This is a genomic window from Microbacterium luteolum (genome assembly GCF_039533965.1).
GTDB classification, from domain to species: domain Bacteria; phylum Actinomycetota; class Actinomycetes; order Actinomycetales; family Microbacteriaceae; genus Microbacterium; species Microbacterium luteolum.
Genome location: NZ_BAAAUN010000001.1, coordinates 3,161,705 through 3,179,574, shown reverse-complemented (window position 1 = coordinate 3,179,574; position 17,870 = coordinate 3,161,705). Strand labels below are relative to the sequence as shown.

Here is a 17,870-nt window from a genome sequence, read left to right as displayed (position 1 = left end):
ATGTCCCAGACACTGACGCGCACGATCGTCGCCCCGGACCACCAGCCCACGACCCCGCGATACCGCTCGAAGGCGGCGCGCATCGTCTTCGGCATCCCGTACTGGGTGTTCACGACCGCCCTCGCGGTGATCTTCCTCTACCCGCTCATCTGGACCGGGGTCTCGTCGCTCAGCCCGGTGGCGGGCACGAGCCAGACCGACGGCTGGGGCTTCGGCAACTACATCGCCCTCGCCGACTACCAGGCGGGCATCTGGGTGTACCTGGGCAACTCGCTCTTCGTCTCGGTGCTCACGGTCGCTCTCACCCTGTTCATCTCGCTGCTCGGCGGCTACGCGTTCGCCCGGTTCTCGTTCCCCGGCAAGAACGCGCTGTTCCTGCTCACCCTCGCGATCCTCATGGTGCCGTACGCGACGCTGCTGATCCCGCTCTACGTGATCCTCAACGCGGTCGGCCTGCAGAACTCGCTGGTGGGCGTGGCACTGGTGATCACGATGTTCCAGCTGCCGTTCTCGATGTTCATGATGCGCATCTCGTTCGAGTCGATCCCGAAGGAGATGGACGAGGCCGCGATGGTCGACGGATGCTCCAGCTGGGGCGCCCTGTGGCGGGTGCTGCTGCCGGCGGTCAAGCCGGGCCTCGTGACGGTCGGGCTGTTCGCGTTCCTCACAGCGTGGAACGACTTCATGGCCCCGCTGATCCTCATCAACGACTCCAACCGGATGACGCTGCCGCTCGCGGTCGCGAACCTCCGCGGGCAGGTGCAGGGCGTGGTCGACTACGGCGCGACCGAGGCCGGGGTGGTCGTGCTGGCACTCCCCTGCATCGTGCTCTTCCTGATCCTCCAACGACACTACGTGCGCGGCTTCATGTCCGGCGCCTTCAAGGGATGACGATGTACGACTTCACTGCACCGGCGGCGCCGGTGGTCCCCACGCGCGGTCGCCTGCGCCCGCTCGGCGTCTCCGAGGTGCGCATCACCGGAGGCTTCTGGGGCGATCGCCAGGCCGTCAACGGCACGGCGACGCTCGATCACATCGAATCGCGCCTCGAGTCGGAGGGCTGGCTGCCGAACTTCGATCTCGCTGCCGCCGGCACGCTTCCCGCCGGGCGCCGCGGCCGGGAGTTCGCCGACTCCGAGGTCTACAAGTACCTCGAGGCGCTCGCCTGGGAGATCGGACGGACGGATGCCGCGGCAGACGCCGCGCTCGAGCAGCGGTTCCGGTCGGTCGTGGCGCGCGTCGCTGCCGCGCAGGAGGCCGACGGCTACGTGAACACGATGTTCGGCCGCCCGGGCCAGGGCGACCGCTGGTCGGATCTGGAGTGGGGGCACGAGCTGTACTGCCTCGGGCATCTGTTCCAGGCGGCGGTCGCCAGGCACCGCACGCGACCGGATGCCGACGACGGGCTCGTCACGATCGCCCGACGCGCCGCGGACCTCGTCTGCCGCGTGTTCGGCCCCGACGGGCGCGATGCGATCTGCGGCCACGCCGAGGTCGAGGTCGGCCTCGCGGAACTCGGACGCGCACTCGGCGAGCAGCGCTACATCGATCAGGCCGCCCTGTTCGTCGAGCGGCACGGGCACGGGTCGCTCGCCGAGATCGAGTGGGGCCAGGAGTACTTCCAGGACGACGTTCCCGTGCGCGACGCCGTGGCACTGCGCGGGCATTCCGTGCGCGCCAACTACCTCGCGTCCGGGGCGACGGACGTCGCGATCGAGCTCTCCGACGACGGCCTGCTCGACGCGCTGCGCGGTCAGTGGGACCGCACGGTCGAGCGTCGCACGTATGTGACCGGCGGACAGGGCTCGCATCACCAGGACGAGGCGTTCGGCGCCGACTGGGAGCTGCCGAGCGACCGCGCCTACTCCGAGACCTGCGCCGGCGTGGGCTCGATCATGTTCTCGTGGCGCCTGCTGCTCGCGACCGGCGACACCCGGCACGCAGACCTCATCGAGCGGACGCTGTTCAACGTGGTGGCGACATCACCCGCGCCAGACGGACGAGCGTTCTACTACGCCAACACGCTGCATCAGCGCGTGCCGGGGGTCGAGGCCGATCCCGAGGGCACGTCCCCGCGCGCCTCGTCGTCGCTGCGCGCCCCCTGGTTCGAGGTCTCGTGCTGCCCGCCGAACGTGGCACGCACCTTCGCGAGCCTCGCCGCCTACGTCGCGACCGCCGACGACGACGGCGTGCAGGTGCACCAGTACGCGCCGGCATCCGTTCGCACGACGCTCCCCGACGACCGCGCGGTGTCCTTCGACGTCGTGACCGGATACCCGGTCGATGGCGGCATCCGCGTGACGATCGCCGAGGATGCGGAGTTCACGCTGACCCTTCGCGTGCCGTCGTGGGCCGAGGGGGCGACGGTGCGCGTGGATGCCGGTGGCGAGAGCGCGCAGCATCCGGCCGAGCCCGGCACGATCGAAATCCGCCGGGCGTTCCGCGCCGGCGACGTCGTCGAGCTGACCCTGCCGCTGGTCGCCCGGGTGAGCAGCGCCGATCCTCGCGTGGATGCCGTGCGCGGAACGGTCGTCGTCGAACGCGGCCCCGAGGTGCTCGCGCTGGAGTCGATCGACTTCGGAGCGGATGTCGTCGACGCGGTGGTCGCCGGAGCCCCGGTCGAGCACGACGGCAGCGTGCGGCTCCCGGTGCGCAACCGCACGTCCGGCCAGGTCACGGACGCCGTGCTGGTGCCGTACCACGACTGGGCCCACCGCGGTCCGTCGACGATGCGCGTCTGGATCCCGACGAGCTGAGCCGCGTCGGGGTGCTTCGACAGGCTCAGCAACCCAGGTTCCTGGGCCCTCGGCTGCTGGGTCCCTGGACCTGTCGAAGGACCCCCGGCTACTCCCGCTTCCGGGTCACCGCCCGCTGCAGCAGCACGAACACGAGCAGGATGCCGCCGGTGATGATCGTGGTCATCTCGGGCGGGATGCCGCCGTCGCGCGTGATCAGGACGTTCATCAGCCCCAGCACGAGGGCGCCGATCACCGAGCCGAGCACGTAGCCGTAGGCGCCGGTGAGCACCGTCCCGCCGATGACCGCCGCGGCGATCGCGTCGAGCTCCCACCCGATACCGGTGATGTTCTGCGCCGTGCCGAGCCGAGCCGTGTAGAGCACGGCCGCGAGACCGGCGAGCGAACCGCTGATCACGTACACGAGCACCTTCGTGCGGTGCACCGGAAGCCCCATCAGCAGCGCCGAGCTCTCCGAGCCGCCGATCGCATAGACCGTGCGGCCGGTGCGCGTGCGGTGCAGGACGAAGAAGGCCACCGCGACCACGATCACCGCGATCACCACGGCCGGCGTGATCACGAGGTCGTTGACCTTCGGCCCGTCGACGATCTTGAGCTGCACCCCGATCCAGCGGATGGGCGAGTCCTCACCCAGGCGCTCCGGCTTGGTGCTGAGCAGAGAGGCGAGACCGCGTCCGAGGAACATCATCGCCAGCGTCGCGATGAACGGCTGCACGCCGAAGTAGCGGATCAGCACTCCGGAGATCACGCCGAACAGCGATCCGATGCCGATCATCGCGACGATCACCGCGATCGCGTTCCATCCGGCGTTGGACAGCATCACGCCGGCCACCGACGACAGCGCGATGATCGAGCCGACCGACAGGTCGATGCCGCCGGTGAGGATCACGAAGGTCAGCGCCACGGCGAGCACGATCAGGTGCGCGTTGTTGATCAGCAGGTTCGAGAGCGTGTTGGCCTGCACGATGCGGCCGTACGCGACCTCGCCGAACACGATCATGCCCACGAAGATGACCACAGACGCGATGGTCGGCAGCACGGAGGGATTCGCTCCGATCATGCGGCGCACGCGATCGAGCACGGTCTCCTGGATCTGCGGCGCTCGCGCCTCTGTCACGACGCTCATGCCGTCACCTCCTCTTTCGCGGTGAGCTGTTCGACAGGCGGCGCCTGGCGTCGACGGCGGAACCAGCTCCGCACGCGCTCGGACTGCAGCAGGCACAGCGCGACGATCACGATGGCCTTGAACGCGGGTGTCGCCGACGACGAGATGCCGAGATAGAGCACGGTCTTGTCGAGCGTCGCGATCAGCAGCGCTCCGACGAACGCCCCGCTGAGGGAGAACTTGCCGCCCGCGAGAGACGCCCCGCCGATGACGACCGCGAGGATCGCGTCGAGCTCCAGCTGGTATCCGGTACGCGAGATGTCGACCGTCATGACGGTGCCGACCGACATGATGCCGGCGATCCCGGCCAGGATGCCGCTGAGGATGTACGTGGTCAGCAGCAGCCCCTTGGGCTTGATGCCCGCCATCCGGCTGGCCCGCGGGTTGATGCCGATCGCCTCGATCATGAGGCCGAGAGCGCTCTTGCGCACGACCCAGCCGACGATGAGCACGAGCAGCACCGCGAGGATGAACACCACCGGGATGCCGATCACGAAGCCGTTCGCGATCCACCGGAACGGGTCGTTCGACGCGGTCGTGTTCTGTCCCCCGGTGATCACCTTGGCGATGCCGCGCCCTGCCAGCATCAGCACGAGGGTCGCGATGAAGGGCTGCAGGCCGACATAGGCGACGAGGATGCCGTTGACCGCCCCGAGGATGCCGGTGATGACGAGCGCGAGCCCGATCGCGCCGAGCGCCGCACCGACGCTTCCCGAGTCCCCGGCGGCGCTGAGGAACTCCATCGCCACCGCGCCCGAGACCGCCATCAGCGATCCGACCGAGAGGTCGATGCCACCGGTCGCGATCACGAGGGACATGCCGATCGCGATCATCATCACCGGCGCCGCCTGGCGCAGGATGTCGATGAGGTTGCCGACGAGGTTGCCGTTGTTCGGGTTGATCGTGAGGGCCAGGTACGTCGGGTCCTTCAGCACGTTCAGCGCGAGGAGTGCGACGATCGCCACGATCCCCCAGAAGAAGGGCTTGTGGATCAGATCGCGCCAGAAGCTGGTGCCGGCTGCGGCGGTCATCGCGCTGCCTCCTTGTCGGTCGTGAGGGCGATGCTATCCGGCAGGGCGCCGTCGGCGTCGTCGAGGGTCTCGGCCGCGGCCTCCACGCCGTGCGCGGCGATCACGTCGACGATCGCCTGCGCCGTGACATCCGGTCCGTTCTGGAGCTCGCCGATCTTGCGGTGGTCCTTGAGGACGACGATGCGCTCGGAGAGTCGCACCACCTCCTCGAGCTCGGACGAGATGAAGACGACGGCGACGCCTTCCTCGGCGAGTTCGGCGACGGCCTCCTGGATCTCGGCCTTGGCGCCGACGTCGATGCCGCGCGTGGGCTCGTCGAGGATGAGAAGTTCGGGCTTGGTGGCCAGCCAGCGCCCGAGGAGCACCTTCTGCTGGTTCCCGCCGGAGAGGTTCTTGATCATCCGCTCCGGATCGGCCGGTCGGACGTTGAACTGGGCGATGTATTTCTCCACGATCGCGTCCTGCTCCTTGCGCGACATGGGTCTGGCCCATCCGCGTTCCGCCTGGACGGCGAGGATGATGTTCTCGCGGACGGTGAGGTCGCCGATGATCCCCTCGTCACGCCGGTTCTCGGTCGAGAACGCGATGCGCCGCGGGAGGGCATCCGCCGGCGAGCGCAGGTCGACACGGCGGCCGTGGAGCTCGATCGCGCCCTCGTCGGCGCGGTCGGCGCCGTAGAGCAGACGGGCGAGCTCGGTGCGGCCGGAGCCGAGGAGCCCCGCGAACCCGACGATCTCACCGGGGCGGATGTCGAGGTCGGTCGCCTCGACGGCGCCGCGGCGGGCGATGCCGGATGCCGACAGCAGCGGCTCCTCGTCGGCCGCACGCGGCGCGCGCCGACGGTTGCCGCCGAGCGACTTCAGGGCGTCGAGGTCCTTGCCGATCATCTTCGAGATCAGGGCGTGGCGGTCGAGGTCGCGGGTGAGGTATTCGCCGACGTACTGTCCGTTGCGGAGCACCGTGAGCCGGTCGCTGATCGCGTAGACCTGATCGAGGAAGTGCGAGACGAAGAGGATCGCGATGCCCTCGTCGCGGAGGGAGCGGATCACCGTGAACAGTCCGTCGACTTCGGCGGCGTCGAGGCTCGACGTCGGCTCGTCGAGGATCAGCACCTTGGCCTTGATGGCCATCGCCCGGCTGATCGCGACGAGCTGCTGCAGGGCGATCGAGAGGGTGGAGAGCGGCTTGCGGGTGTCGAGGTGGCCGAGTCCGAGGCGGGTGAGGGCATGAGTCGCCGCGCGGTGCGTCGCCGCCCAGTTGATGCCGAACGCGCCGCGGACCTCGTGCCCGAGCATCACGTTCTCCCCGATGGAGAGGTTCGGCGCGAGGTTGACCTCCTGGTACACCGTCGAGATCCCGGCATCCTGCGCATCGCCGGCACCCGCGAAGCTGCGCTCCTGGCCGGTGACGACGATCGATCCGGAGTCGATCCGGTAGACGCCGGTCAGAGCCTTGATCAGGGTCGATTTCCCGGCGCCGTTCTCGCCCATGAGCGCGTGCACCTCACCGGGGAACAGGCGGAAGCCGACTCCGTCGAGGGCCTTCACCCCGGGGAACTCGATCGTGATCCCACGCATCTCGACGAGGGGGAGTTCTTCGTTCATCGCTGTCTTTCCCGTCTGGGCGACCCGGGTGACGCGGTGTTCCGCGCCACCCGGGTTCGTCGCCGGATCGCTCCGGCGCCTGGTTCCGTACGCCTGGCTCAGTACTTGCGGTCTGCGAGCACGGCCTTGGCCGCCTCCGCGGAGTCGAAGGCCTCGCTCGGCACGACGATGTACGACTCGACCTTCTCCCCGGCGAGCGTCTTCTCGACGACCTCCATGGCGGTCTCACCGAACAGCGGGTTGTACTCGTGGACGTAGCTGAGCTGACCGTCGGCGAGCGCCTGCATGGCGTTCTTGGTGCCGTCGATCGTGGCGATCTTCACGTCCGTGCCCACGACGAGGCCGGCCTCTTCCGCTGCCTGGGCGGCTCCGAGTCCCATCTCGTCGTTCTGGGCGAACACGAGCTGGATGTCGTTGTTCGCCGACTTGAGCATCGTCTCGAAGACGCTCTTGCCCTCCTCCGCCGACCAGTTCGCGGTCTGCGCGTCGAGCTTGGTGAGCGACGAGCCGCCAAGGCCCTCGTCGAAGCCCTCGTTGCGCTCGTTCACGACGCCGACGCCGGCGGGACCCTCGAGGACGACGTAGTTGCCGCCGTCCGGGAAGGTGGCCGCAGCCCACGTGCCGACCTCTTTCGCGACCTCGACGTTGTCGGGCGCGATGCGGGTGACGTACAGGCTGTCGTCGTCGGGCTCGATGCCGCGGTCGAGCAGGATGACCGGGATCTCGGCTTCCTGTGCCCGCTTGAGGGAGTCCTCCCAGCCGGAGGCCTCGGTGGCCGACAGCAGGATCACGTCGACGCCTTCGTCGACGAACGACGTGAACGCGTCGATCTGCGACTTCTGGTCGAGGTTGGTGGCCGGTGCGTACTTGAGGTCGTATCCGGCATCCTCCGTGAAGGTGTCCTGGATGTTCTGCTCGTTGGCCTCTCGCCAGGCGCCCTCGGGGCCGACGGCGACGAAGCCGACGGTGGTGAGTTCGTCGGAACCACCGGCGTCACCGCCGGAGCCACCGGAGCCGCCGGCCGAGCAGGCCGCAAGGCCGATGGTGAGTGCGCCGGCTGCTGCCAGACCGAGCGCGACGCGGATGCGCTTCTTCGCGGACATGTTCTCCTCCTTGAGACGCCGGCCGTCAGCCCGGCAATGGGTGGACCAGACGTGGTCCCTTGCGTGATTGCAGGTCACTGTCGTCGTGACCTGCGGCGATGTTACCGGGAACAAAATCTGGAACACAAGCAATGTTCCAAAAATCAGGAATGTTCCACGCCGGGATCTTTGTTACCGCTCACAGTCCCGCGTCAGGACCGGGATCCGCGGCGATCATCTCGACCACGGTGTCCACCGTCACACCGGGTCCGTTGCTGAGTTCGCCGATCTTCTCGCGGTCCTTGAGCACGATGATGCGATCGCTCAGGCGCACGACCTCTTCGAGTTCGGAGGAGATGAACACGACGGCGACCCCGTCGCCCGCGAGCTGACTGATGCGGCGCTGCACCTCCAGCTTCGCCGCGATGTCGATCCCCCGCGTCGGCTCGTCGAGGATCAGCACGTGCGGGCGCACGGCGAGCGCGCGGGCGAGCAGCACCTTCTGCTGCGTCCCACCGGACAGCATCCTGACGGGCCGGTCCAGATCGGACGGCGCGAGGTGCAGGGCCTCGACGTAGGTGTCGACGAGCGCCGCCTCCTCCGCCGTCGAGAGCGGACGCGTCCAGCCGCGCAGCGCCTGCAGCGAGAGGATCATGTTCTCCCGGGCGGTGAGATCGCCGATGATCCCCTGCGTGCGCCTGCTCTCCGCGGACAGGGCGATGCGATGGCGGAGGGCGGCCGAGGGACTCCGCAGCTCCACGCGTTCGCCGTCGACCCACAGCTCCCCGCTGTCGGCCCGCACCGATCCGCTCAGCAGCGAGGCGAGTTCGGAGCGGCCGGACCCCCGGAGGCCGGCGAGCCCGACGATCTCGCCGCGCTGCACGTCGATGTCCGTCCGCTCGATCGCTCCGCGTCGCCCGAAGGACGTCGCCCGCATCGCCGGCTCGCCGTCCGAGGCGTAGTGATGGGCCTTGCGCTCGGAGCCCAGCGCCCTCAGCCCGTCGATGTCCTTGCCGAGCATCTTGGAGATGAGGTCCGCCCGCTCGAGATCCCGCGTCGCGTACTCGCCGATGCGCTTCCCGCCGCGCAGCACCGTCATCCGGTCGCTGATCGCGAACGCCTGCTCGAGGAAGTGGGAGACGAAGAGGATCGCGACCCCGCGCTCGCGCAGACCGCGGATGACGCGCATGAGCGTCGCGACCTCCGCCTGGTCGAGACTCGACGTCGGCTCATCGAGCACCAGGACCCGCGGGTCGTCGACCACGGCCCGCGCCAGGGCGACGAGCTGCTTCTGCGCGGGCGTCAGCATCGACAGCGGCGTCTTCGGGTCGAGGTCGTCGAGACCGAGCCTGCCGAGCGCCTCGGCGGCGGCCGCGCGCGTCCTCTTCCAGTCGATGCCGAGACGTCCCCGGCGCTCGCGCCCCAGCATGACGTTCTCGGCGACGCTGAGGTTCGGGCTGAGCTGCGTCTCCTGGAACACGGTGGCGATGCCCGCGGCGCGGCTGTCCGCGACGCCGCCGAACCGGCGGGGCTCCCCGGCGACGACGACGGTCCCGGCGTCGGGTGCCCGCGTGCCGGTGAGCACGGCCACCAGCGTCGACTTGCCCGCCGCGTTCTCCCCCATCACGGCGTGCACCTCGCCCGGGAACATCCGGAAGTCGACGCCGTCGAGCGCCCGCACCCCCGGATAGTCGACCGTGATGCCCTCGAGCCGGATCAGCGGCTCGAGGGCGGACTCGGCGATCACCGCACCTCCCGCGGAGCGGCGGACGACGCACGGGCGACCAGCTCGGTGGGGATGCGGGTGAGCGGCGGGATCTCCCTGCCTTCGATCGCGGCACGGAGCATCTCGACCACGGCGATTCCCAGCGCGCCGAAGTCCTGACGCACGGTCGTCAGCGGAGGCAGGAAGTGCCGGGCCAGCGGCACGTCGTCGAAGCCGACGACGCTGAGGTCGTTCGGCACATCGAAGCCCTTGTCGTGCAGACCGTGGATGAGGCCGATCGCCATGTCGTCGTTGGCGGCGAAGATGGCCGTGTAGTCGGGCAGGCGCTGCAGGCCCTTGGCGAAGTCGTACGCGAAGTCGGCGGTCCAGTCCCCCACCACGATCGGCCGTTCGCGGATGCCCCACGACTTCGCCCGCGAGTGGAAAGCCCGCTCCCTGGCGCGCGCGTCGAGCCAGTCCAGAGGGCCGGACATGTGCAGGATGTCGCGGTGGCCGAGGGCGACGAGATGGTCGACCACGAGGGTCGTCCCGGCGTGCTGATCGATCGACACCGTGAGAAACGTCGGGTCCGCATCCGCCTTGACGACCAGCATGGGGACCGTGATGGCGATCCTGCGCAGCGCCGCGACCGACGACGACCGCGGAGCGATCACGCAGAGCGCGTCGACACCCTGCGTGACGAGGTTGTCGACCGCCTCCTGGGGCGAGAGGGCATCGCCTTCGTGCAGCGCGATGGGTGTGACGGAATATCCCGCCGCGCGGGCGGACAGCTCGATCGCCCGCAGGATGCTGGTCGGGCCGTGCGCCACCGCGCTCTCGACGATCACGCCGATGCGACGCGTGCGCTGGGTCGCCAGCGCCCGCGCGACGAGGTTCGGACGGTAGTCGAGCTCCTCGATCGCCTCGAGCACGCGCCGCCGGGTGTCGGGCTTGATGTTCGGGTGATCGTTGAGCACCCGGGAGACGGTCATGTGCGAGACCCCGGCGATCGTCGCGACCTGCCGGATGTTGGGCTTGTCCGAGCCGACGTTCACCATGCGCACCTCCGTCGGCTGCTCCGGCGATGTTACCGAGAACAACCCTGCAGGTGCAACGGCATCCGATGCCTCGACAAGCTCAGCAACCCAGGTTGTCCTGGGTCCCTGGGCCTGTCGAAGGGCCGCTACAGCCCGAGGCGCTCCAGGTACGGGTTCACCAGGCGGCTCTCGGGATCGAAGCGGGCGGCGAGGGCGGCGAAGTCGTCGAACCGCGGGTAGCGCGAGCGCACCTCGGCGCCGTCGAGCGTGAACACCTTGCCCCAGTGCGGGCGGGCCGTCGGCGGCAGGGCCGCCTCGATCGCCGGGAGGAGCGCCCGGACCGCGGCCTCCTCGGGCTTCCACGTGAAGTGGATGCCGACGGCATCCGTCTCGAACGATGAGCTCAGCCAGAGGCTGTCGGCCCGCACGGTGCGGATCTCGTTGACCAGCAGCAGCGGAGCGATCTGGCCGGCGAGCGTGCGCACGGCCTGGATCGCGGCGACCGCGTCGGCGCGAGGGACGAGGTACTCACTCTGGATCTCGGCACCGGCCGAGGGCGTGAACTCGAGCTTGAAGTGGGCCAGCCGTTCGGACCAGGGTCCCGGCACGCCCAGCTGATCCGTGCAGGCCACCGGATCGACACCGAGGATCGGATGCCGCTTGCTCACGGCGGCCGCCGCGCCGAGGCGGTCGAACAGCGACTCCCGCGCGGCCTCGTGCGCCTCGGGGAGGCGCTGCTTGACCCAGATCTGGTCGGCGATGTCGGTGCGCTGCCAGGTGGAGAAGATGCTCACGCTCGTGCCGGCCGCGGTCGCATCGTCGAAGTCGCGGAGGATCGCGTCCCAGTCCGGATGCTCGAACACGTGCTGCGCGACCTCGTAGGTGGGCTCGACGTCGAGGGTCAGGTCGACGACGGCTCCGAGCGCGCCGAGACTCACCACCGCACCGTCGAAGTCGTCGTCACCTCGGCGCAGCGTGCGGGTCTCGCCTGCCGGCGTGATGATCGTGAGCGCCCGCACCGCGCTCGACAGCGAGCCGATCGCGTCTCCGGAGCCGTGCGTGCCGGTGATGATCGCGCCGGCCACCGAGATGTGCGGGAGCGAGGCGAGGTTCGCCAGCGCGAGCCCCTCCGCCTGGAGCAGCGGCGCGATGTCGCCGTAGCGGAGACCCCCCGAGACGCGGACGGCATCGCGCGCCTCGTTCACCTCGAACACCGCGGGCAGGGCGTCGAGGGCCACGAGCAGACCGTCGGTGTCGGCGAGGTCGTTGAAGCTGTGCCGTGATCCCAGCATCCGAAGGGCGCCGCCCTGTGCGAGCAGCGCGGCCAGCTCCTCCGTCGACGAAGGATGCTCCACACGGGATGCGCGATACGTGAGGTTGCCCGCCCAGTTGCGTTCGTTGCCCATGGCGCCATGATAGCCGCGAGCCATCCGGCTACATCGTTGTACTCCCCCGCCGGAGACGGTCCCCACTAGGCTGACCGGATGACAGCGACGCCCCCGCCACGCGCGACGATGAAAGACGTCGCCGCCCTCGCCGGGGTGTCGATCAAGACGGTCTCGAACGTCGTCACCGGAACCGTGGCCGTGCGCGAGGAGACGCGCGCCAGGGTCGAGTCCGCGATGACGCAGCTCGACTTCGTCCCGAATCTGAGCGCGCGCGGACTCCGCAAGGGTCGGTCCGGCATCATCGCGGTGGCTCTTCCCGATCTCGCCACCGCCTTCTCCGCCGAGCTCATGCACCGCATCGTGGAGGCCGCGCACGAGCGGGGCCTGGCCGTGCAGATCGAGGAGACCGCGTCGGAGCCCGAGCGCGAGAAGGAGCTCGTCTCGCGTGCCAGGGCGCACCTCGTCGACGGGCTGATCCTCAACCCCATCCGCCTCGAGGACAGCGTGATCAAGTACGCCGACCGCCTCCCGCCCCTGGTCGTGATCGGCGAGGTCGAGCAGAACAGGGCCGACCACGTGCGCATCGACAGTCGCGTGGCCGCCGCGGATGCCACCCGACATGTGCTCTCGCGCGGCGCCACGAGGATCGCGGTCGTCGGCGCCGATGACGACCCGTCCGTCGCGACGGCGACCAGCCGGCTCCGACTCGAAGGCGTGCACGACGCCCTGCGTGAAGCCGGCATCCCGCGGGACCCGGCGCTCGAGGTGAACCGCCTGCCCTGGTCGATGTCGGGAGGAGCGGATGCCGCGCGCACCCTGCTCGCCCGCGGAGTCGCGTTCGACGCGATCGTGGCCTTCACCGACTCGCTGGCGCTCGGAGCCCTGCACACGCTGCACGATCACGGCATCCGCGTTCCCGACGACGTGATCGTCACGGGCTTCGACGACGTGGAGTTCTCGAAGTACACCTCCCCCGCGCTCACCTCGGTGGCCTTCGACCGTCGCGCGTTCGCCGAGGCCGCGCTCGGTCTGCTCGAATCGCGAATGGACGATCGCAGCACCCCGCCGCGCTCCCTCACGCTGTCACACCATCTCCTCGAGCGCGCGAGCACCGCAGGGCGCCCCGCGGGCTACCGCCCCTGAAACGCCATTCGACCTAATCCGGTTCTGCTTCTTGCGCGCCGATTACATCGATGTAATGATGAGGTCGTCCACCCACCGGTCACGAAGGAGTGACGATGACGCCCCCACTCGATCTGTCCCGTAGGCAGTTCCTGACCGCCGCCTCGGTGGCCGCCGGCACAGCCCTGCTCGCCGGCTGCGCACCCGGTGCGGTCCCCGGCTCGGGACCCCAGACGCTGCAGTTCTGGCACCTGCTCTCCGGAGGCGACGGTGTCACCATGTCGCAGCTGCTCGACGACGTGAACGGCGCGCAGAGCGCGTTCCGCATCCGTCCCACCGTGCTCGCCTGGGGTACGCCGTACTACACGAAGCTCGCGATGGCGGGCGCCGGCGGCCGCGCACCCGACGTCGCGATCATGCACGCCACCCGCACCGTCGGCTGGGCACCGGGCGGCCTGCTCGACCGCTGGGACGTCGACAAGCTCGCCTCGCTCGGCATCGACAGCTCGACGTTCCCGAAGCCGATCTGGGAGAAGGGCTTCGTCGGCGAGGGCATGTACAGCATCGCGCTCGACGCCCACCCGTTCGTGATGATGTTCAACACCGACATCTGCGACGCGGCCGGGGTCCTCGACAGCGACGGCCGGCTCACCGAGACCTCGTCCCCCGAGGAGTTCCTCGACCAGCTGCGCGAAGTGGGCGGCAAGGCCGAGGGGCACGCGCTGTCCTACGGCTACCTCGGCGACGGCGCCCAGATGTGGCGCCTGTTCTACACCTTCTATTCGCAGCACGGCGGCGCCATCGAGCTTCCGCCGGGCGGCCCCGCCGAGATCGACAAGGACGTCGCCGTCGAGTCGCTGTCGCTGATGCGCACGCTCCTCGACGGCGAGATCGCGCTCGCGCAGGCCGACTACGGCAGCGCTGTCGCCGAGTTCGCGACCGGCAAGAGCGGCATGCTCTTCACCGGCGTCTGGGAGCTGCGCACGATGCAGGCGGCGGAACTCCCCTTCGACGCGACCATGATCCCCACCCTGTTCGGGACCCCGGCCGTCTACGCCGACTCGCACTCCTTCGTGCTCCCGCACCAGACGAACGCCGACCCCGTCCGTCGCGACCTGACCTACCAGTTCGTCGCCGACATGCTGAAGGGATCCTTCGGGTGGGCCGAGGCCGGGCACATCCCCGCCTTCCTCCCGGTCACGGAGTCCCCCGAATACGACGACCTCATCCCGCAGGCGCACTACGCCGATGCCGCGCAGCACGTCGTCTACGACCCGACCGCGTGGTTCACCGGATCGGGATCGAACTTCCAGTCCGAGTTCGGCGCCGCCGTGCAGGGCGTGCTGCTCTCGGGCGACGACCCCGCTGCCGCGATCGACCGCTTCGAGGCACGCGTCAACACTCTGCTCCGACAGCCCAACCCGGCTGACCCCGAAGGGACGTTCGGATCATGACCACCTCGACCTCCGCCATCGGCTCCACCGATTCCACGCGCACCATCGTCACCGGATCGAAGACCGCGGCTCCCGCCCGCCGCCCCGGCTCCCGCAACCGCGAGCAGCTGATCAGCTGGGCCTTCCTCGCCCCGTTCCTCGTGGCCTTCATCCTGTTCCTGGCCTGGCCGATCGTGCACGGCATCATCCTCAGCTTCACGGATCAGTCGCTGACCGGCGCCGGCGGCGCGTTCGTCGGCTTCGCCAACTACGTCGAGGCGCTCGGCGATCCGAAGATGTGGCAGTCGATGGGGAACACCGTGTGGTTCACGCTGCTCTCCACGGTGCCGCTCGTCGTGATCGCCCTCGTGATGGCCGCCCTCGTCGACCGCGGCATCCCCGGCCAGTGGCTCTGGCGGCTGTCGTTCTTCATGCCGTTCCTTCTCGCCTCGACCGTGATCTCGCAGATCTGGGTCTGGATCTTCAACCCGCAGGTCGGCGCGGCCAACAACATCCTGAAGTTCTTCGGCCTCGAACCGCTCGCCTGGCTGCAGAACCCCGACACGAACATGCTGTCGATCGTGATCGCCACGGTGTGGTGGACCGTCGGGTTCAACTTCCTGCTGTACCTGGCAGCGATGCAGAACATCCCGCCGCAGCAGTACGAGGCGGCGTCGCTCGACGGCGCGGGCGCCTGGCGCCAGTTCTGGTCGATCACGCTCCCGCAGCTGGGACCGGCGACCGTCCTGATCCTGATCCTGCAGATCCTCGCCTCGCTGAAGCTCTTCGACCAGGCGTACCAGATGCTCGGTGGCGTCGCGAGCGACACCACCCGCTCGATCGTCCAGTACATCTACGAGGCCGGTTTCGTCAGCTACCGGTTCGGCTACTCGGCCGCCATCTCCTACGTCTTCTTCGCTCTCATCGTCATCCTCGGCGTCGTGCAGGCTCTCATCACGCGCCGCCGGAAGGAGCAGTTCTGATGTCCACCGCCACCGTCACCGCCACCCGCACCGAGGCGATCACCACCCCCGACACGCGCAAGCCCCGCCGCGGGCACCTGCCCGGCCAGAAGCCGTTCGGGCCGCTGCGCATCACGGCCTTCGTCGTCCTGCTGCTGCTCGCGATCGGCTGGCTGCTGCCCTTCCTCTGGGCCGTCGCCACCGCGTTCAAGACCGAGACGGATGCCGCATCAGGCGACCCCGGCTGGATCGGCGCCGCCGGCCCCACGATCGACGCGTTCACCGCGATCCTGTCGCAGGGCAACGTGTACACGTGGGCCTTCAACAGCCTCTGGACCTCGGTCGCGATCACCCTGATCACGCTGACGATCTCGGCGCTGGCCGCGTACGCCTTCTCGCGACTGGATTTCACCGGACGCAAGTGGCTGTTCGTCGTCATCATCGCCTCGATCGTGGTGCCGCCGCAGGTGCTGATCATCCCGCTGTTCTACGAGATGCTCGCGTTCAACCTGATCGACACCTATTGGGGCCTGATCCTGCCGCAGGTCGTCGCACCCGCGATGGTGTTCATCCTGAAGCGGTTCTTCGACGCGATCCCGATCGAGCTCGAAGACGCGGCCCGCGTCGACGGCGCCGGTCGTCTGCGCATCTTCTGGTCGATCGTGCTGCCGCTGTCCCGCCCGATCATGGCATCCGTCGGCATCTTCGTGTTCATCGCCGCCTGGAACAACTTCCTCTGGCCGTTCCTCGTCATCAACGACACCACGCTGATGACGCTGCCGGTCGGACTCCAGACGGTGATCAGCGCGTACGGCGTGCAGTACGCGCAGGTCATGGCGCAGGCCGTGCTCGCCGCACTTCCGCTCATCGTCGTGTTCCTCATCTTCCAGAAGCAGATCGTCAAGGGAGTCGCGACGAGCGGCTTCGGCGGTCAGTAGCCCTGCCCTCGCGGCATCCGTTCCCACACCCACGGCCCACTCACTAGGAGAGCAATGTCTCAGGCCCGCATCACCATCGACCGCGACTTCACGATCGCCGACGTCCCCCGGAGGCTCTTCGGCTCGTTCGTCGAGCACATGGGCCGCTGCGTCTACACCGGCATCTACGAACCCGGCCACCCGCAGGCCGATGCGCGTGGATTCCGTCAGGACGTGCTCGCACTGGTGAAGGAGATGGGCCCGACCGTGGTCCGCTACCCCGGCGGCAACTTCGTCTCCGGCTACCGCTGGGAGGACGGCGTCGGGCCCGCCGAGGATCGGCCCGTGCGCATCGACGGCGCGTGGCACACGATCGAGACCAACGCGTTCGGCCTGCACGAGTTCATGGACTGGGCGAAGGAGGCCGACGTCGAGGTCATGGAGGCGGTCAACCTCGGCACCCGGGGCGTCGAGGAGGCCCGCGCGCTCGTGGAGTACGCGAACCACCCCGGCGGTACGTACTGGTCGGACCTTCGCCGCAAGAACGGCGCAGAGCAGCCCTTCGACATCAAGCTCTGGTGCCTCGGCAACGAGCTCGACGGGCCGTGGCAGATCGGCGGCAAGACGGCGACAGAGTACGGCCGTCTCGCGCAGGAGTCCGCCAAGGCCATGAAGCTCGTCGACCCGTCGATCGAGCTGGTCGCCGTGGGTTCCTCCGGCCGCTCGATGCCGACCTTCGGCACCTGGGAGCACACCGTGCTCAGCCACGCCTACGACGAGGTCGACTTCGTCTCGATGCACGCGTACTACCAGGAGCACGACGGCGACGCGGAGTCGTTCCTCGCGGAGTCGGTCGACATGGATGCCTTCATCGAGGGCGTCATCGCGACGGTCGACGCGGTCAAGGCAGCGGGCAAGCACACCAAGCAGGTCGACATCTCGTTCGACGAGTGGAACGTGTGGGACCAGGTCAAGTACAACGACGTCGAGGCGGGCGAGATCGAGAAGGCCGGCTGGCGACAGCATCCTCGCCTCATCGAGGACACCTATTCGGTGACGGATGCCGTCGTCGTCGGCACTCTGCTCAACAGCCTGCTGCGCCACGGCGACCGAGTGAAGATCGCCAACCAGGCGCAGCTCGTGAACGTGATCGCGCCGATCCGCTCGGAGGAGGGCGGGGCCGCGTGGCGCCAGACGAGCTTCTGGCCGTTCGAGCGGATGGCGCGCCTGGCGAAGGGTCGGATCCTGCGGCTCGCGGTCGCCGCCCCGCAGATCGAGACGAAGCGCTACGGCGGCGTCGACGCGGTCGATGCGGCGGCGACCTGGGACGAGGCCACCGGACGTGTCGTGGTGTTCGTCGCCAACCGCTCGCTCGACGAGGAGAGCGACCTCACGATCGACCTGCACGGGCTCGGCGACCTGCGCGTCGTGAACGCCGAGACGCTGACCATCCCCGAGGGCGGCGACCGCCACACGGCGAACCTCGAGACGGCTCCCGATTCCGTGCACATGGTGCCGCTCGCGCGTGCCGAGGTCGTCGACGGCGCCGTGCGCTCGACGCTCCCGCCGCTGTCGTGGTCGGTCATCGAGCTGGACGTGACCCGCGCCTGACCCCGCGTCGAGAACGAAGAAGCCCGGTATCCTCCGATACCGGGCTTCTTCGTCGTC

The 17,870-nt window shown here is 69.0% G+C and carries 14 protein-coding genes; 7 read left to right on the top strand and 7 right to left on the bottom strand.

Features of this window, described 5'->3' with window-relative positions:
* Both ABD648_RS15385 and ABD648_RS15380 read left to right on the top strand, forming a co-directional pair.
* Window positions 1-891: a carbohydrate ABC transporter permease gene (locus tag ABD648_RS15385; RefSeq protein ID WP_282215833.1), complete on the top strand. Its 891-nt coding sequence runs from the start codon at window positions 1-3 to the stop codon at window positions 889-891.
* On the top strand, window positions 888-2,756 hold the full coding sequence (locus ABD648_RS15380) for a glycoside hydrolase family 127 protein (RefSeq protein WP_425561713.1): 1,869 nt from the start codon (window positions 888-890) through the stop codon (window positions 2,754-2,756). Before ABD648_RS15385 ends, ABD648_RS15380 begins: the two co-directional genes overlap by 4 nt.
* An 88-nt stretch (window positions 2,757-2,844) precedes the next feature.
* Here the strand turns inward: ABD648_RS15380 and ABD648_RS15375 are convergent, their stop codons facing one another.
* From ABD648_RS15375 to ABD648_RS15345, 7 genes are all read right to left on the bottom strand, one after another.
* Window positions 2,845-3,882: an ABC transporter permease gene (locus ABD648_RS15375; protein WP_282215831.1), complete on the bottom strand. Its 1,038-nt coding sequence runs from the start codon at window positions 3,880-3,882 to the stop codon at window positions 2,845-2,847.
* On the bottom strand, window positions 3,879-4,952 hold the full coding sequence (locus ABD648_RS15370) for an ABC transporter permease (protein WP_282215830.1): 1,074 nt from the start codon (window positions 4,950-4,952) through the stop codon (window positions 3,879-3,881). The genes ABD648_RS15375 and ABD648_RS15370 overlap by 4 nt, the downstream gene beginning before the upstream one ends.
* The gene (locus ABD648_RS15365; RefSeq protein WP_282215829.1) at window positions 4,949-6,556 is read right to left on the bottom strand and encodes a sugar ABC transporter ATP-binding protein; all 1,608 of its coding nucleotides are present in this window, start codon (window positions 6,554-6,556) and stop codon (window positions 4,949-4,951) included. Before ABD648_RS15365 ends, ABD648_RS15370 begins: the two co-directional genes overlap by 4 nt.
* A gap of 98 nt (window positions 6,557-6,654) precedes the next feature.
* Window positions 6,655-7,659, bottom strand: a complete 1,005-nt coding sequence (locus tag ABD648_RS15360; protein WP_282215828.1) for a substrate-binding domain-containing protein — start codon at window positions 7,657-7,659, stop codon at window positions 6,655-6,657.
* Window positions 7,660-7,837: 178 nt separating this feature from the next.
* On the bottom strand, window positions 7,838-9,385 hold the full coding sequence (locus ABD648_RS15355; protein WP_282215827.1) for a sugar ABC transporter ATP-binding protein: 1,548 nt from the start codon (window positions 9,383-9,385) through the stop codon (window positions 7,838-7,840).
* Window positions 9,382-10,401: a LacI family DNA-binding transcriptional regulator gene (locus ABD648_RS15350; RefSeq protein ID WP_282215826.1), complete on the bottom strand. Its 1,020-nt coding sequence runs from the start codon at window positions 10,399-10,401 to the stop codon at window positions 9,382-9,384. Before ABD648_RS15350 ends, ABD648_RS15355 begins: the two co-directional genes overlap by 4 nt.
* A 125-nt stretch (window positions 10,402-10,526) precedes the next feature.
* Window positions 10,527-11,786, bottom strand: coding sequence for an FAD-binding protein (locus tag ABD648_RS15345; protein WP_282215825.1), 1,260 nt, complete (start codon window positions 11,784-11,786; stop codon window positions 10,527-10,529).
* Window positions 11,787-11,864: 78 nt separating this feature from the next.
* Between ABD648_RS15345 and ABD648_RS15340 the strand changes: the two genes are divergently transcribed.
* From ABD648_RS15340 to arfA, 5 genes are all read left to right on the top strand, one after another.
* On the top strand, window positions 11,865-12,911 hold the full coding sequence (locus ABD648_RS15340; protein WP_282215824.1) for a LacI family DNA-binding transcriptional regulator: 1,047 nt from the start codon (window positions 11,865-11,867) through the stop codon (window positions 12,909-12,911).
* 95 nt (window positions 12,912-13,006) lie between these two features.
* The gene (locus ABD648_RS15335) at window positions 13,007-14,344 is read left to right on the top strand and encodes a substrate-binding domain-containing protein (protein WP_282215823.1); all 1,338 of its coding nucleotides are present in this window, start codon (window positions 13,007-13,009) and stop codon (window positions 14,342-14,344) included.
* The gene (locus ABD648_RS15330) at window positions 14,341-15,306 is read left to right on the top strand and encodes a carbohydrate ABC transporter permease (protein ID WP_282215822.1); all 966 of its coding nucleotides are present in this window, start codon (window positions 14,341-14,343) and stop codon (window positions 15,304-15,306) included. The genes ABD648_RS15335 and ABD648_RS15330 overlap by 4 nt, the downstream gene beginning before the upstream one ends.
* Entirely contained in the window at window positions 15,306-16,223 is a 918-nt protein-coding gene (locus ABD648_RS15325) for a carbohydrate ABC transporter permease (protein WP_282215821.1), read from the top strand. The genes ABD648_RS15330 and ABD648_RS15325 overlap by 1 nt, the downstream gene beginning before the upstream one ends.
* A 54-nt stretch (window positions 16,224-16,277) precedes the next feature.
* Window positions 16,278-17,813 (top strand): arabinosylfuranosidase ArfA, encoded by a 1,536-nt coding sequence (gene arfA / locus ABD648_RS15320; RefSeq protein WP_282215820.1) that lies wholly within the window; start codon window positions 16,278-16,280, stop codon window positions 17,811-17,813.
* Window positions 17,814-17,870: the final 57 nt, after the last annotated feature.

Excerpts from the sequence above, each read along its gene's own strand:
- ABD648_RS15385 (WP_282215833.1), top strand. The coding sequence starts at position 1 with ATGTCCCAGACACTGACGCGCACGATCGTCGCCCCGGACCACCAGCCC.
- ABD648_RS15380 (WP_425561713.1), top strand. The coding sequence starts at position 888 with ATGACGATGTACGACTTCACTGCACCGGCGGCGCCGGTGGTCCCCACG.
- ABD648_RS15375 (WP_282215831.1), bottom strand. The coding sequence starts at position 3,882 with ATGAGCGTCGTGACAGAGGCGCGAGCGCCGCAGATCCAGGAGACCGTG.
- ABD648_RS15370 (WP_282215830.1), bottom strand. The coding sequence starts at position 4,952 with ATGACCGCCGCAGCCGGCACCAGCTTCTGGCGCGATCTGATCCACAAG.
- ABD648_RS15365 (WP_282215829.1), bottom strand. The coding sequence starts at position 6,556 with ATGAACGAAGAACTCCCCCTCGTCGAGATGCGTGGGATCACGATCGAG.
- ABD648_RS15360 (WP_282215828.1), bottom strand. The coding sequence starts at position 7,659 with ATGTCCGCGAAGAAGCGCATCCGCGTCGCGCTCGGTCTGGCAGCAGCC.
- ABD648_RS15350 (WP_282215826.1), bottom strand. The coding sequence starts at position 10,401 with ATGGTGAACGTCGGCTCGGACAAGCCCAACATCCGGCAGGTCGCGACG.
- ABD648_RS15345 (WP_282215825.1), bottom strand. The coding sequence starts at position 11,786 with ATGGGCAACGAACGCAACTGGGCGGGCAACCTCACGTATCGCGCATCC.
- ABD648_RS15340 (WP_282215824.1), top strand. The coding sequence starts at position 11,865 with ATGACAGCGACGCCCCCGCCACGCGCGACGATGAAAGACGTCGCCGCC.
- ABD648_RS15335 (WP_282215823.1), top strand. The coding sequence starts at position 13,007 with ATGACGCCCCCACTCGATCTGTCCCGTAGGCAGTTCCTGACCGCCGCC.
- ABD648_RS15330 (WP_282215822.1), top strand. The coding sequence starts at position 14,341 with ATGACCACCTCGACCTCCGCCATCGGCTCCACCGATTCCACGCGCACC.
- ABD648_RS15325 (WP_282215821.1), top strand. The coding sequence starts at position 15,306 with ATGTCCACCGCCACCGTCACCGCCACCCGCACCGAGGCGATCACCACC.
- arfA (WP_282215820.1), top strand. The coding sequence starts at position 16,278 with ATGTCTCAGGCCCGCATCACCATCGACCGCGACTTCACGATCGCCGAC.